General features: G+C 74.2%; 12 protein-coding genes and 1 pseudogene. 4 read left to right on the forward strand and 9 right to left on the reverse strand.

Annotation, left to right across the window (positions count from 1 at the left end):
* Nucleotides 1–59: 59 nt before the first annotated feature.
* Nucleotides 60–1,163, reverse strand: coding sequence for a formylglycine-generating enzyme family protein (locus L1885_RS12655; RefSeq protein WP_443732428.1), 1,104 nt, complete (start codon nucleotides 1,161–1,163; stop codon nucleotides 60–62).
* Nucleotides 1,164–1,257: 94 nt separating this feature from the next.
* On the opposite strand from L1885_RS12655, the gene L1885_RS12660 reads away from it, so the two are divergent.
* Together L1885_RS12660 and L1885_RS12665 are read left to right on the forward strand one after the other, a co-directional pair.
* Complete coding sequence (locus L1885_RS12660; RefSeq protein WP_235797169.1) at nucleotides 1,258–1,845, forward strand: PadR family transcriptional regulator; 588 nt, start codon at nucleotides 1,258–1,260, stop codon at nucleotides 1,843–1,845.
* A 50-nt stretch (nucleotides 1,846–1,895) separates the two neighbouring features.
* Nucleotides 1,896–3,680 carry a sulfatase gene (locus L1885_RS12665; protein ID WP_235797171.1) on the forward strand — a complete coding sequence of 595 codons (1,785 nt, stop codon included), beginning with the start codon at nucleotides 1,896–1,898 and terminating at the stop codon, nucleotides 3,678–3,680.
* Nucleotides 3,681–3,696: 16 nt separating this feature from the next.
* On the opposite strand, the gene L1885_RS29390 is transcribed toward L1885_RS12665, so the two are convergent.
* The 3 genes and pseudogenes from L1885_RS29390 to L1885_RS12675 form a co-directional block, all read right to left on the reverse strand.
* The gene (locus L1885_RS29390; RefSeq protein WP_372481932.1) at nucleotides 3,697–3,897 is read right to left on the reverse strand and encodes an ABC transporter ATP-binding protein; all 201 of its coding nucleotides are present in this window, start codon (nucleotides 3,895–3,897) and stop codon (nucleotides 3,697–3,699) included.
* Complete coding sequence (locus tag L1885_RS12670; RefSeq protein WP_372481933.1) at nucleotides 3,864–4,454, reverse strand: ATP-binding cassette domain-containing protein; 591 nt, start codon at nucleotides 4,452–4,454, stop codon at nucleotides 3,864–3,866. The genes L1885_RS29390 and L1885_RS12670 overlap by 34 nt, the downstream gene beginning before the upstream one ends.
* 91 nt (nucleotides 4,455–4,545) lie before the next feature.
* Nucleotides 4,546–4,908 (reverse strand): annotated as a pseudogene (locus tag L1885_RS12675) (ABC transporter); the annotation flags it as partial.
* A 252-nt stretch (nucleotides 4,909–5,160) separates the two neighbouring features.
* Between L1885_RS12675 and L1885_RS12680 the strand changes: the two are divergent.
* Nucleotides 5,161–5,985 (forward strand): YhjD/YihY/BrkB family envelope integrity protein, encoded by an 825-nt coding sequence (locus tag L1885_RS12680; RefSeq protein WP_235797180.1) that lies wholly within the window; start codon nucleotides 5,161–5,163, stop codon nucleotides 5,983–5,985.
* Nucleotides 5,986–6,126: 141 nt separating this feature from the next.
* Here L1885_RS12680 and L1885_RS12685 read toward each other — a convergent pair whose 3' ends face one another.
* Entirely contained in the window at nucleotides 6,127–6,861 is a 735-nt protein-coding gene (locus L1885_RS12685; RefSeq protein WP_235797172.1) for a chitinase, read from the reverse strand.
* 510 nt (nucleotides 6,862–7,371) lie between these two features.
* Nucleotides 7,372–7,965: a TetR/AcrR family transcriptional regulator gene (locus L1885_RS12690; protein ID WP_235797173.1), complete on the reverse strand. Its 594-nt coding sequence runs from the start codon at nucleotides 7,963–7,965 to the stop codon at nucleotides 7,372–7,374.
* Between the two features lie 215 nt (nucleotides 7,966–8,180).
* Here L1885_RS12690 and L1885_RS12695 point away from each other — a divergent pair, with 215 nt between their 5' ends.
* The gene (locus L1885_RS12695; protein ID WP_235797175.1) at nucleotides 8,181–9,371 is read left to right on the forward strand and encodes an MFS transporter; all 1,191 of its coding nucleotides are present in this window, start codon (nucleotides 8,181–8,183) and stop codon (nucleotides 9,369–9,371) included.
* Nucleotides 9,372–9,429: 58 nt separating this feature from the next.
* Here L1885_RS12695 and L1885_RS12700 read toward each other — a convergent pair whose 3' ends face one another.
* The 3 genes from L1885_RS12700 to L1885_RS12710 form a co-directional block, all read right to left on the reverse strand.
* A complete protein-coding gene (locus L1885_RS12700; protein WP_235797176.1) occupies nucleotides 9,430–10,518 on the reverse strand; it encodes a glutathione S-transferase family protein in 1,089 nt (362 codons plus the stop codon).
* 135 nt (nucleotides 10,519–10,653) lie between these two features.
* Entirely contained in the window at nucleotides 10,654–12,165 is a 1,512-nt protein-coding gene (locus L1885_RS12705; RefSeq protein ID WP_235797177.1) for an MFS transporter, read from the reverse strand.
* Between the two features lie 214 nt (nucleotides 12,166–12,379).
* Nucleotides 12,380–13,354, reverse strand: a complete 975-nt coding sequence (locus L1885_RS12710) for an NADP-dependent oxidoreductase (RefSeq protein ID WP_235797178.1) — start codon at nucleotides 13,352–13,354, stop codon at nucleotides 12,380–12,382.
* Nucleotides 13,355–13,483 lie beyond the last annotated feature (129 nt).

Consider the following 13,483-nt stretch of genomic DNA (forward strand, 5'->3'; position numbering starts at 1 on the left):
GGCGGCCGGGCGCCGGGTCGCGGGGCCGCGCCGCAATGGGCCGGCCCCGGCAGCGCCGTTCAGGCCGTCACCGTGCGGAAGCCGCAGTTCGCCGCGGCGGAGTGCGGGGTGTTCCCGCTGCGTGCCGCCGTGCGGTAGCGGTTGCAGTACGAGTCGTGGCACAGGTACGAGCCGCCCCGGGTGACCGCCACGGTCCCGGTGCGGGGGCCGCGCGGGTCGTACTCGGGCGAGCGCGCGTAGTACCCGGGGTCGAACCAGTCGGCGCACCACTCCCAGACGTTTCCGGCGGTGTCGTGCAGCCCGTAGCCGCCCGCCGGGAACGCGCCGACGGGAGAGGTGGCGCTCCAGCCGTCCTCCTCGGTGTTCTCGACGGGGAACGTGCCCTGCCAGATGTTGCAGCGGTGCTCGCCGCCCGGCGTCAGTTCGTCGCCCCAGGGGTAGCGCAGGGACGCGGCGCCGCCGCGGGCCGCGTACTCCCATTCGGCCTCGGTCGGCAGCCGGCGGCCCGCCCAGGCGCAGTAGGCCTCCGCGTCGGCCCGGGTGACCTGCACGACGGGGTGGTCGCCGCGCCCGTCGAGCGACCCGAGGGGCCCGTGGGGGTGGCGCCAGTCGGCTCCGCGCACGTCGACCCACCAGGGGGTCCCGGGGAAGACCGCGAGGACGTCCTCGGGCTGTGCGCTCAGGTGCAGCGCGAAGACGGCCGAGTGCCCCGCGCGCTCGGCCTCCGTGACGTGGCCGGTGGCGGCGGCGAAGGCGGCGAACGCGTCATTGGTGACGGGCGTGGCGTCGATCGTGAAGGCGTCGAGGCGTACGGGGTGCACGGGCAGTTCGCCGTCCGCCGGGTACCCCTCCCCGAACGCGTCGCCCATCAGGAAGCGCCCGCCGGGGACGTGGGCCTGGGCGATCGGATGGCCGCCGGGTCCGCGGGCCCGGCCGGACCGGGGCGGGGGCGGCGGCGCCGGCGCCCGGCCCCGGGGCTCCCCGCCGGGCGGGACGGCCCGGGCGGCGCTCCCGGCGCCCGCCGCCCCGGCGCCGGACGCTCCCGCACCCGGTGCTCCTGCGTCCGGCGCTCCGGCGTCCGACGCTCCGGCGTCCGGCCGTCCGGCCCCGGGCGGTTCGGCGCCGGCCGCGCGCGCCGGAGCGCAGCAGGGGTGCCCTGTCATCGTCCGTCTCCTTGCGTAGAATGACGCGAGCCAATAGGGGACTAATCCTATAGCCCTCCTTGGTGAGGCGGAGACGGGACTGCGTGGTGACCAAGTGATCAAGTTCGAACACATCCTGCTGGGCCTGTTCGCCCAGCGCCCCTGGAGCGGGTACGACCTCAAGAAGTGGCTGTCCGAGGGCGGGAAGTTCTTCCGCTCCAACGCGGACCAGAGCCAGATCTACCGGCTGCTGGGCCGGATGGAGGCCAACGGCTGGATCACCCACACCGTCGACCCCCGCGAGAAGCGCCCGGACGCCAAGGTCTACTCGATGACCGGCGAGGGCCGCGCCGAGCTGCTGGCCTGGGCGAGGTCGCCGTACCAGCCGCCGGCCCGCCTCCAGGACCCCGACTTCCTGGCCCGGTTCTTCTTCGGCGGCATCGTCGACCCCGTCGGCCTGCGGTCGCTGATCGAGACGGAGCTCTCGGCCCGCAAGGAGCAGGTGGTGCGGTACCGGGGCCGCGACCGCAGGCAGCAGTTCGAGGCACCGATCCCGGAGGTCGACACCGGCCGGGCGCGGCTGCTGGAGGAGCTGACGCACATCCGGGGCATGGCGGAGATCGACTCCTGGATCGCGTGGCTGGAGGAGATGCTCGTGGCGCTGGACGCCGCCCGCGTGACCACGCCGCCCGACCCCGACTGACCGTCCGCCCGCCCCGTCCCAGGAACCTCCGACCTCCAAGGAGCCACCGCGTGCGCGCGATCATGGTCATGTTCGACACCCTCAACCGGCGCTTCCTGCCGCCCTACGGCGCGCAGGGCGTCCACGCGCCCCACTTCGAGCGGCTCAGCCGGCTCACGGCCGTGTTCGACAACGCGTACGCCGGCAGCATGCCGTGCATGCCGGCGCGGCGGGAGATCCACACCGGGCGGCACAACTTCCTGCACCGCTCCTGGGGGCCCCTGGAGCCTTTCGACGACTCCGTGCCGGAGATCCTGTCGGGGGCCGGCGTCTACACGCACCTCGTCACCGACCACCAGCACTACTGGGAGGACGGCGGGGCGACGTTCCACAACCGCTACGACTCCTACGAGTTCTTCCGGGGCCAGGAGGGCGACAAGTGGAAGGGGCACGTGGCCGACCCGGACCTGCCGCCCTCCCACTCCTGGCGGTCCGACGCGGGGCGCCGCCAGGACCGCATCAACCGCCGGTACATGGCGACCGAGGACCGGCACTCGCAGACCCTGACCGTCGACGCGGGCCTGGAGTTCATCGGGACGAACGCCGAGGCCGACCGCTGGTTCCTCCAGATCGAGTGCTTCGACCCGCACGAACCCTTCTTCACCTACGACGAGCACCGCTCCCACTACCTGCACGCCCTCGGCGAGGACCGCGCCGTGGAGGCGGACTGGCCCGACTACCGCCGGGTCACGGAGGACGAGCGGCTGGTGGAGCGGATGCGCGCCGAGTACGCGTCGCTGCTGACGATGTGCGACGCCTCGCTCGGCCGGGTGCTGGACGCGATGGACGAGCACGCCCTGTGGGACGACACGATGCTGATCGTCTGCACGGACCACGGGCTGCTGCTCGGGGAGCACGGCTGGTGGGGCAAGAACGTGCAGCCCTGGTACGACGAGAACATCCACACGCCGCTGTTCATCTGGGACCCGCGCAGCGCGGTGCGCGGCGAGCGGCGCGCGAGCCTCGTGCAGACCATCGACTTCGGGCCCACGCTGCTCGACTACTTCGGCGTCCCCGCGCCGGAGCTGATGCAGGGGGCCGCCCTCGGCGACGCGGTCGCCCAGGACGCGCCCGTACGGGAGGCCGGTCTCTTCGGCTCGTTCGGCAGCCACGTCAACGTGACCGACGGCCGGTACGTGTACATGCGGGCCCCGCTGCGCGAGAGCAACGACCCCCTGTACGAGCACACGCTGATGCCGACCCACATGGCCAGCCGCTTCACCCCGGGGGAGCTGGAGCACGCCGAGCTGGTGCGGCCGCTGCCGTTCACGAAGAACGCCCCGGTGCTGCGCATACCGGGGGCCACCTGGGGCAACCCGCACGCCTTCGGCACCCTGCTGTTCGACCTGGTGGACGACCCGGACCAGCGGCACCCGCTGCTCCGCGACGACCTGGAACTGCGGATGGCGACACTGCTGACGGCGCTGATGCGCGCCTGCGACGCACCGGAGAGCCAGTTCGAGCGGCTCGGGCTGCCCCTGTCCGGCCCGGTCACCGAGGAGCATCTGCTGGCCCGCAGCCAGTACGAGCTGGTCCTGGCGTCCACGCAGGAGATGCCTCCCGCCGGGGAGTTCGAGCGCGCCTCGGCGAGCGTGACGACGCCGCTCGGCGAGCTGCTGCGGGACGAGGGGGCGCGGGCCGCGGTGCTGCGCCACCTGCCGCTCGTGGCCAACCCGGACTTCGCCCGGCGGGTGGCCGACCGCTCGCCCTACCAGCTCGCGGCGACCACCCCGGGCGTGTCGGCGGCCGCGCTGCGGGCCCTGGACGGGGAGCTGGCGGCGCTCGGGACGGTCTGAGCCCCGGCGGGCCGGCTCAGGCGCCCTCCGCCGCGGCGGTCGCGCGCCTGGCCTCCCGGCGGCGGGCCTGCTCCGCGGGGTCGGGCACGGGCGCGGCCAGCAGCAGCCGCCGCGTGTAGGGGTCTCGCGGCGCGTCGGTGACCTCCCGGGCGCCGCCGCTCTCCACGATCCGGCCCCGGTGCATCACCGCGACCCGGTGGCAGATGTGCCGCACCACGGCCAGGTCGTGCGAGATGAACAGGTAGGCGACCCGGTGCGTTCCTGGAGTTCGACGAGCAGGTCGAGGACCTTGGACCGGGTCGTCAGGTCCAGCGCGCTGACCGGCTCGTCGCACACGACGAGCCGCGGGTCCAGCGCCAGGGCCCGCGCGATGGCGACGCGCTGGCGCTGCCCCCCGCTGAACTCGCGCGGCAGGCGGCGTCCCGCGTCGCCGGGCAGGCCGACGGCGTCGAGCAGTTCGGCGATCCGGGCGCGGGCGGCCGGGCGGCGGGTCCCGGCCGCCACCAGCGGCTCGGCGAGGATCGACTCGACGGTCATGCCCGGGTTGAGCGAGCTGTAGGGGTCCTGGAAGACCACCTGGATCTCGTCGCTGAGCGCCCTGCGCTCCTTGCGGGACAGGCCCGAGATGGTCCGGCCGTCGTACGTCACGGTGCCGGCGGCCACGGGGACGAGGCCGAGGACGGCCCGGCCGAGCGTGGTCTTGCCCGAGCCGGACTCCCCCACCAGGCCGACGCACTCGCCGGCCGCGATGTCCAGGGAGACCGCGTCGAGCACCTTCAGCGGCGGCCTGCCGAATCCCTTGACGGGATGGCGACGTCGACGGCGTCGACGCTCAGCAGGGGCGTGGTCATCGGTGTCGTCGCGTTCATTGCTGTGCCTTTCCGGGCAGGACGCCGGCCAGCGGCGGGCGCGGCGGGGCGCCCCCGGGGCCCGCCGCCAGCAGCGCCCGGGTGTACGGATGCTCGGGCGAGGCGAACAGGCCCGCGGCGTCCCGGTCCTCCACGATCCGGCCCGCGCGCATCACGGCGACGCGGTCGCAGATGTCGGCGACCACGCCGAAGTTGTGCGTGACGAGCAGGACGGTCATGTCCCGTTCGCGTCTGAGGTCGAGCAGCAGGTCGAGCACCTCGGCCTGCACGGTGACGTCGAGCGCGGTGGTCGGCTCGTCGGCGATGAGGAGGTCGGGGTCCAGCGAGACGGCGCCCGCGATGAGGACGCGCTGCGCCATGAACTTGTAGGACAGTTCCTATAGGGGATAGAGCCAGTATTCCCGCTGTTGTGAACGGGTTACGCGGTGCGTGCGGCCACGGGATGGCGGCTGTTTGCGGGCGAAGCGCCTATATGATCCGGTCCACGCCGTAGGCGCGTCCGAGCAGCCGTTCGGGGACACCCGCCGAACCGCAGCGACCTGAGGGGTAGTAGACGGACCATGACCCGGAAGCACGTCAGCGAGGTGGACCGGCCGGGCTGGATCACGCGGATGAGACGCAGGATCGCGGGGTCCGTGGTCGAGCTGGCCTGGATCCGCGGCCGCGAGATGGAACTGATGCACCGCGCCATGGGGTTCGCGGCGCTCGGCTTCCTCACCCTCGTGCCCCTGCTGATCCTCGTCGCCGCGGCCGACCCCGCGAGCGGCCAGGGCTTCGCGCGCTGGCTGGGCCAGGGCATCGGCGTCTCGGCCGGGCCCCAGGCCAAGATCCAGCAGCTGTTCGGCAGGCCGGGGCAGGCCCTGCAGGGCACGACGGCCCTCGGCCTCGCGGCGCTGGCCGTGTTCGGCCTGAGCTTCGGCGGCGCGGTGCAGACGGGCTACGAACGGGTCTGGGACCTGTCCACGGCCCGCTGGCACACCGCGTGGCGCCACGTGGTGTGGCTCGCGGCGCTGATCGTCTACCTGATCACCTTCGTCAACACCCCGGTGACGTCGGACTCGGTGCCCTGGAAGCTCTTCGGGACGATCGGCGACGTGGTGGCCGCGTTCCTCTTCCTGTGGTGGTCGCAGCGCGTCCTGCTCGCGGGCCGGGTGCGCTGGAGCGCGCTGCTGCCGGGCGCCGTGGCGACGGCGCTCGGCATGCTGGGCCTCAGGATCTTCTCGCAGCTGGTGTTCTCGCCGCTGATCGCCTCGAGCGCGGTGACGTACGGGCCGTTCGGCACCGTGCTGGTCATCCAGTCGTGGCTCGTCGGCGTGGGCTTCGTGGTGTACGGCGGCGCGCTGGTGGGGCGGCTCTACCACGAGAACCGGATGCAGAAGCGGCTTCTGTCGACGGGCCGCGAGGCCCGGCGCGGTCCGGGCGAGGACGAGGGCTGACGGCGTGGCACGGAGGCGGCACGGGGCGCGCGGGCCGGCCGGCGGCCGACGGCGGTACGGGACACGCGGGCGCTTCGGGGCCGCGCGGACAGCGCGGTGCGGCGCGCCGGTCTCCCGGGGCGCCGCACCGCAGCGGGCAGGTCAGCAGCTGAGGTTGCCTCCGGGGTCGACGCCGAGGATCTGGGCGAAGCGCGTGTAGTTGTCCACCCGGTCCTGCACCTCGGCCGGGTTGCCGCCGTTGCATTCGATGGAGCCGTTGATGGACCGGATGGTCTCGCCGAAGCCGCTGCCGTTGACCATCGCGTCGTGCGGGGTCATCGTCCCGGGACCGCTCTGGGTGTCCCAGTACCACAGCCCGGTCTTCCAGGAGACGGACGCGTCGTTCTGGACCAGGTCGGGGTTGTCGAGCAGGTCGATGCCGAGGGAGTCGCCGGCCGCCTTGTAGTTGAAGTTCCAGCTCAGCTGGAGGGGCCCCCGGCCGTAGTACTTGTCGGTGCCCGCCGGGCAGCCGTAGGGCTGGCTGGTGTCGCAGTAGTGCGGGTAGTTGGCGGTGTTCTGCTCCACGACGTACTGCAGCCCGCCGGTCTCGTGCCCGACGTTCGCGAGGAAGGCCGCGGCCTCCTGCTTCTTGACCGTGTCGCTGCCGCTGTTGGCGAAGCCCGGGTACGCGGAGAGGGCGTCGGTGAGCCCTCCGTAGGTGTAGAAGGAGTTCCTGCTCGGGAACATCTGATCGAACTGCGACTCGCTGACCACGAAGGAGGCGGCCGCTCGGGCGTGGCCGGCGGGCGCGGCGGCCTGCGCGGGGGCGAGGGCCAGGGCGGACAGCGCCGTGGCGGAGGCGGCGGCCGCGAGCGTGGCGATGAGGCGTCGGCGCAAGGGGATTCACTCCTCACGGGGCCGCCGTCCCCACGGCGGCCCGGTTCCTGTGGGGGGAGGCCCGGAGGCACGGGTGGGAGCCGCGAGGGACCCCGGGCACGACGAGGTCGCACCTCTCCCGCATGTGGGGTGCGGGGGGTGTGGTTTCGATGCTTTCGCAAAGACCCCGGCGTTGGACTAGACCATACCCACCGACGTGTTCGCGTCAAGAGTGCAGACACCATCCATCCGCCGGGCGCGGGCCCGGGCGCCGGCCCGCCGACGCGCGTGCGGCCAGGGGGAGATGGGAAGGAGGAAAAAGCGAGGAAGAAGGACGGCGCGCGTGTTTCCCGGCACCGAGCGCGGTCCGCCGGGCGGACGGGTGCACCGGCCGGCCGGGCGGCCACGGCCACGTCACCGGGCCCGGCGGAAGCGTCACCGGGCGCGGCGGAAGCGTCGCGGGGCCGGGCAGCGCCTCGGGCCGCCGGCGCGCGGCCGCCACGGACCGCCCGGGGCGTTCTCAGGCGGTTCTCAGGCGGTCCGGCGCAGGCCCGCCACGAGGAGCCCGACCAGCCTCCGGGCGTCGTAGCGCTCGTCGTTCTCCGCGCCGATGCACAGGTTGCCGACACCCCGCATCAGCTCGTACGCCCCGAGGTCGGAGCCGATCTCGCCGGCCGACGACGCGGCGTCGAGGAGTTCGGTGCACACGGGCACCAGCCGGCCGAGGAAGTACGCGTGCAGCGCCTCGAAACCCGGGTCCTCGGACTGCAGGACGGCGGCGAGCCCGTGCTTCGTCACCAGGAAGTCGACAAAAAGATTGATCCACTCCCCCAGTGCGGCGTGCGGCGAGGCCGAGGCCGCGAGGAGGGCCGGTCCGGCCTCGGCGCACGCGTCGACCTGGTGCCGGTAGACCGCGATGATGAGGTCCGCGCGGGTGGGGAAGTGCCGGTAGATGGTGCCCATGCCGACACCGGCCCGGGCCGCGACGTCCCGCACCGGGGCCTCGACACCCGAGGCGACGAAGACGGCGGCGGCCGCGTCGAGCAGGCTCTTCTCGTTGCGCCGGGCGTCCGCCCGCTTCCGCGGCGCCGCCGCACCCCGCGCACTCCCGGCCTCGCCGCTCACCGCACCGCTCCCTCCGCCGCCCGCTCCGCCGCGCGGGACGGACCCGCCTGCGGACGGAACACCGTTCCGTTTGTTTCATCATGCCAGACCCGGCCCCCGGCGGCCCGCCGCCCGGGGCCGCCCCCGGACGCCGCTCGAAGCGGGCGGGGCACAGGCCGTCGGGCCGCGCGGACCCGGTCCCGGCCGCCGGGGCCCGTCACTCGTAGTGTGGCGGCATGAGTGATCCAACCCGTACGCGTCCGCGGCTCGGCTATCCCGCGGCGGCCCTCGTGTTCGCCATCGGCATGCTGGGGACCACGCTCCCGACCCCGCTGTACGGGCTGTACCGCGAGGAACTGGGCTTCTCCGAGTTCGTCGTGACGATCGTGTTCGCCGTCTACGCGGTGGGGGTGATCGCCGTGCTGCTGCTGGCGGGGAACTTCTCCGACCAGGCCGGCCGCCGGCCCGTCCTGCTCTGCGCGCTCGCGCTGTCGGCCGCGAGCGCGCTGTGCTTCCTGTTCGAGGGCGGGCTGCCGGTGCTGCTCGTGGGCCGCCTGCTCTCGGGCTTCTCCGCGGGCCTGTTCAGCGGGGCCGCGACGGTGACGGTGATGGAGGTGGCTCCCCGTCAGCGGGCGAGCCGGGCCGGCTTCGCTGCGACCGCGGCGAACATGGGCGGCCTCGGTTGCGGTCCGCTCGTCGCGGGCCTCCTCGCGCGGTTCGAGCCCTCTCCCCTGAGCCTGCCGTTCCTGGTCGACCTGGCCCTGATCGTCGTGGCGACCGTGCTGCTGTGGATGCTGCCGGAGACGGTGGCCGACCGGCGCATGCCCCGGCTGCGGCCGCAGGGGCTGAGCGTCCCGCCGGAGGTCCGGGGGGTGTTCGTGCCCGCCGCGGTGGCCGGGTTCGCCGGCTTCGCTCTGCTGGGCCTCTTCACCGCGGTGGCGCCCAGCTTCCTCGCGATGACGCTGAAGGAGCGCGACCTCGCCGTCGCCGGCACGGTCGTGTTCTCCGTGTTCCTCGCCTCGGTCGCCGGGCAGTCGCTGACGGACCGTATCGGCGCGCGGCGCACGCTGCCCGGCGGCTGCTTCGTCCTCGTGGTGGGGCTGCTGCTGGTGGCCGGGGCCCTGTACTGGGAGTCGCTGCCGCTGCTGGTGGCCGGCGCGCTGTGCGGCGGTCTCGGCCAGGGGCTCTCGTTCCGTGCGGCGGTCGGCGTGCTCAGCCGGGCAGCGCCCGCCGAGCACCGGGGCGGCACGATCTCGTCGTTCTTCGTCATCGCCTATCTGGGCATCTCGCTGCCCGTGGTGGGCGTCGGCGCGCTCAGCCTGGCGACCGGGCTGAGGGACGCGGGACTGGTCTTCTCCGGATGCGTGATCCTGCTGGCGGTGTGCGTGGGCCTGTACGTCCTGCGCCGGCCGCCGCGCCCGGCCTGACGCTCCGTCCGCCCGGCCGAACGCCCCGGCCGCCGCGGCCGCTTCGTCCGCCCGGCCGTCAGGGCCGTCCCGTCGCCGGCACCTCCTCGCCCGCGGGGACCGGGCCCGGCGGCGTCCCGTCGCCGAAGGGCCTGCCGCCGAGCCGCTCCCTGCCGTGCGGTCGCGTCCACCCGGCGAGATCGGGGCCGAGCGGGACGATGCCGGTGGGGTTCACCCCGGTGTGCACCTGGTAGTAGTGGCGCTTGATGTGGTCGAAGTCGACCGTGTCCCCGAACCCCGGTGTGCCGTAGAGGTCGCGCACGTACCCCCACAGCACCGGGTCCTCGGTGATCTTGTAGCGGTTGCACTTGAAGTGGCCGTGGTAGACGGCGTCGAAGCGCACCAGCGTGGTGAACAGGCGGATGTCCGCCTCGGTGATCGTGTCCCCCATCAGGTACCGGCGGTCCGTCAGCCGCTCGGACACGACGGCCAGCCGGCGGAAGACGGTCCGGCAGGCGTCCTCGTACGCGGCCTGGGACGTCGCGAAACCCGCCCGGTACACGCCGTTGTTGACGTCCCGGTAGATGCCGTCCATCACCTCGTCCATCTCCTCGCGCAGCGCCTCGGGGTAGAGGTCGGGGGCGCCGTCGCGGTGCAGGGCGCGCCACTCGGTGGCGAAGTCCAGGGTGATCTGCTGGTAGTCGTTGGTCACGAGCCTCTTCGTGGGCACGTCCACGATCGCCGGCACGCTCACGCCGCCCGGGTAGTCGCGCTCGCGCGCGTCGTACGCCTCCGCGAGGTGGCGGATGCCGAGGACCGGGTCGCGCCCGCCCTCGTCGAGGGTGAAGCGCCAGCTGCGGTCGTCCTGGATCGGGTCGGCGATCGCCAGCGAGATCGCGTCCTCCAGGCCGAGCAGGCGCCGGGAGACCAGCGCCCGGCTGGCCCAGGGGCAGGCGCGGCTCACGACGAGGCGGTAGCGGCCCGGCTCCACGGGCCAGCCGTCCCGTCCGTCCGCGGTGATGCGGTCGGTGAAGTGGCTGCGCGAGCGCTTGAAGGGCCTGCGGCCGTACTCGGTGTTGCCCGAGCCGCCCGTGGTGCCCGCGCCGGGCCCCCCGGCCGCACCGCCCCCGCTGTCCGTGTCTGTCGTGTGCGTGGCCCTGGTCGCCATGGTGGGGCTCCCTCCGACGGTGTCCTCCCCCACCTTTCCACCGGGGGCCGCGTCACGCAGTACCGTGCCGCGGATGAGCGGGGCCCACGGGCCCGGGCCGCGGGCCGCGGCGCTCGCGGGCCCGGGCGCCGCTCGTCAGGCCGTGCTGCCGTCCCGGGTTCCCCGCTCCTGGTTGGCCCCGCCGGCGTGGTGGTGCGCCTCGCGCCCGCCGCGGCCGGTGAACACGTCCACGAGCGCGACGACCAGGGCCGCGAGCACGAAGGCGACGGACACGATCAAGCCGTGGTCGTACGCCGTGCCCCAGTCGCCGCCGCCCGTGAACTGCGAGAAGAACACGGAGCCGACCGCGGCGATGCCGATCGCGGACCCGACCCGCTGGCCGGTCTGGAGGGTGCCTCCCGCGCTGCCCGCCATGTGCACGGGCACCTCGGAGAGGGTCAGGGTCTGGTTGGGCGCGATGACGAGACCGCTGCCGAGGCCCGCGAACAGCAGCGGCGCCGCCATCGCCCAGCCGACGCCCCGGCCTTCCACCGCGTGCACCGCGAAGGCCGTGCCGGCGAGGCCCACGGCCACCATGGCGAGCCCGATCGCCACCAGCGGCCTGCCGAAGCGGCCCACCAGCCGGCCGCCGATCGCCGCGGCGCCGCCCGATCCCACGGCGAACGGGGTGATCGTGAGGCCCGCGAGCAGGGCCGAGTAGTGCAGGCCGCTCTGCAGGAACAGGGTGCTGATGAAGAAGATCGACGTGAACCCGGCGAAGTACAGCAGGATCAGCGAGCTGCCCATCGAGAACGAGCGGACCCGGAACAATGAGAGCTGCACGACCGGCTGGGTTCCGCGCGTGGTGCAGCGCGCCTCCCACAGGACGAACCCGGCGAGGATCACGGCGGCGACGAGGACGAGCAGGTACTTGCCGCCGCCCTTCCACTGCTGCGCCTCCACGAACGGGAGCAGCAGGCACAGCACGCCCGCGCCCAGCAGCAGCACCCCCAGCGGATCGAGCTGCCGCATCCGCACCCGCGAGGCCGAGGGGGTGTCGGGCAGCAGCATGCGGGCGAGGACCACGCAGACGAAGCCGATGGGCAGGTTCACGTAGAACACCCAGCGCCAGCCCTCGGTGGGGCCCGCGGCCTGGATCAGCAGGCCGCCCAGGAGCGGCCCCACGGCGGTGGAGATGCCGACGACCGTGCCGAAGGCGCCGAACGCCGTGCCGCGCTCGCGGCCCTTGAACATCTGCTGGATGAGGGCGGAGATCTGCGGCGACACCATGCCGCCCGCCACGCCCTGGACGAGGCGCGCGATCACCAGCCACAGGCTGGTCTGGGCGAGGCCGCAGGCCGCGGAGGCCAGGGTGAACAGGACGAGGCCCACGATGAAGACGGCCCGCCTGCCGCGCGCGTCGCCCAGCCGGCCGGCCGGGATGAGGAAGAGGCCGAAGGCGAGGGCGTACCCGGACACGACCCACTGGAGGTCGGACTCGGGCGTGTGCAGGCCGGTGCGGATGGCCGGCAGGGCGACGTTGACGATCGACACGTCCAGCAGGGTCATGAACCCGGCGACCAGGCACACGGCGAGGGCGCGCCAGCGGTTGGGGTCGGGAGCCTCCTCGTCGCGGCTGTCCTCGCGCGCGGGCTGACGGTCGACCACAGGCGTGTCCTCTCGTTGTCCGGCACCCGGGGGTGCGGTCGGCGCCGGCGCGCCGGCCGGTCCCGTCGGGACCCTATCCAGCGAAGACCGGCCGGAGGCGCCGGGGTGGCCGGCGGGGGCGGAGCCGCGGGGAACCGGGTGTCTCCCGTACGGCCGTACGGGGCAGGTGCCCGGGCGCTCCCGTGGGGTGCCGCTCCCCGCCGGGGCGGAGCCCTCAGACCTCGTCCGCCCGGGGCGTCTCCTCGGCTACCGAAATGACGATCTTCCCCTGGGGGTGTTCCCGTTCCAGGGCCTCGTAGGCCGCCGGGGTGTCAGCCAGGGGGACGACGCGGTCGATGCGCGGGGCGAGGCGCCCGTCGTCGACGAGGGCGGTCAGGGCGTCGAGGCCGGTGCGGTCCGGTTCGACGATGAAGAAGTCCCCGCGCGCCCCGGCGCGTTCCGCGAGGCGCGCGTCGGTCGGCTCGGCGACGCTCACGAGCACGCCGCCGGGCCTCAGCACGCTCCAGGACCTCGTCTGCGTGTCGCCGCCGACGCAGTCGAGGACGATGTCCACCCCCGACACCTCGTCCTCGAAGCGGCTGGTGCGGTGGTCGAGGACCCGGCCGGCGCCGAGTGAGGCGACGTAGTGGGCGCCTGCGGCCGAGGCGGTGGCGGTGACCGTGGCGCCCTTCGCCACCGCGATCTGCACGGCGAGCGATCCGACACCGCCCGCGGCGCCCTGCACCAGGACGTGCGCTCCGGCCCGCAGCCCCGCGTGCGACTCCAGCGCCTGGAGGGCCGTGAGGCCGGCGAGGGGGAGCGCGGCCGCCGCGGTGTGGCCGATCCCCGCGGGCTTGGCGGCGGCTACGTCCGCGGGCAGGGTGACGTAGTCGGCGGCGGCGCCGTCGCGCGTGAAGGGGATCAGCGCGTACACCTCGTCCCCCACGGCCCACTCCCGTACCCCCGGGCCGAGCGCGGCGACGGTGCCGGAGACCTCGTGGGAGGGGATCACCGGGGTGCGATCGCGCCCCGAGCCGTCGGCGCTGTCGGTCCAGCTGGCGGGCCAGGTCAGTTCGCCCGCGGTGACGGAGGCCGCGACGACGGCCACGAGGATCTCGCCCGGTCCCGGCTCGGGGCGTCGGGCCGTCTCGGGGCGGAGCTTCTCGGGTCCGCCCCGCTCGTGGGCGCGGACCGCGCGCATGGTCTCCATGACGGCTGCCTCCGTACGGGGTCGGTGCCTGCGCGGTGCCCGCGCCCGCGGCCGCGGTGGCGGCGCGGTGCCCGCTCATCGTCACCCGCGGGTGCGCCGGGCACCACCGGGCCGCCACCGGCGGCGGGA

Source organism: Streptomyces fuscigenes, assembly GCF_021556455.1.
GTDB lineage: Bacteria > Actinomycetota > Actinomycetes > Streptomycetales > Streptomycetaceae > Streptomyces > Streptomyces fuscigenes.

What these genes read in the sequence shown, in the direction of transcription:
- L1885_RS12680 (WP_235797180.1), top strand. Translation starts at nt 5,161, where the DNA reads ATGAGACGCAGGATCGCGGGGTCCGTGGTCGAGCTGGCCTGGATCCGC.
- L1885_RS12655 (WP_443732428.1), bottom strand. Translation starts at nt 1,163, where the DNA reads ATGACAGGGCACCCCTGCTGCGCTCCGGCGCGCGCGGCCGGCGCCGAA.
- L1885_RS12700 (WP_235797176.1), bottom strand. Translation starts at nt 10,518, where the DNA reads ATGGCGACCAGGGCCACGCACACGACAGACACGGACAGCGGGGGCGGT.
- L1885_RS12695 (WP_235797175.1), top strand. Translation starts at nt 8,181, where the DNA reads ATGAGTGATCCAACCCGTACGCGTCCGCGGCTCGGCTATCCCGCGGCG.
- L1885_RS12710 (WP_235797178.1), bottom strand. Translation starts at nt 13,354, where the DNA reads ATGGAGACCATGCGCGCGGTCCGCGCCCACGAGCGGGGCGGACCCGAG.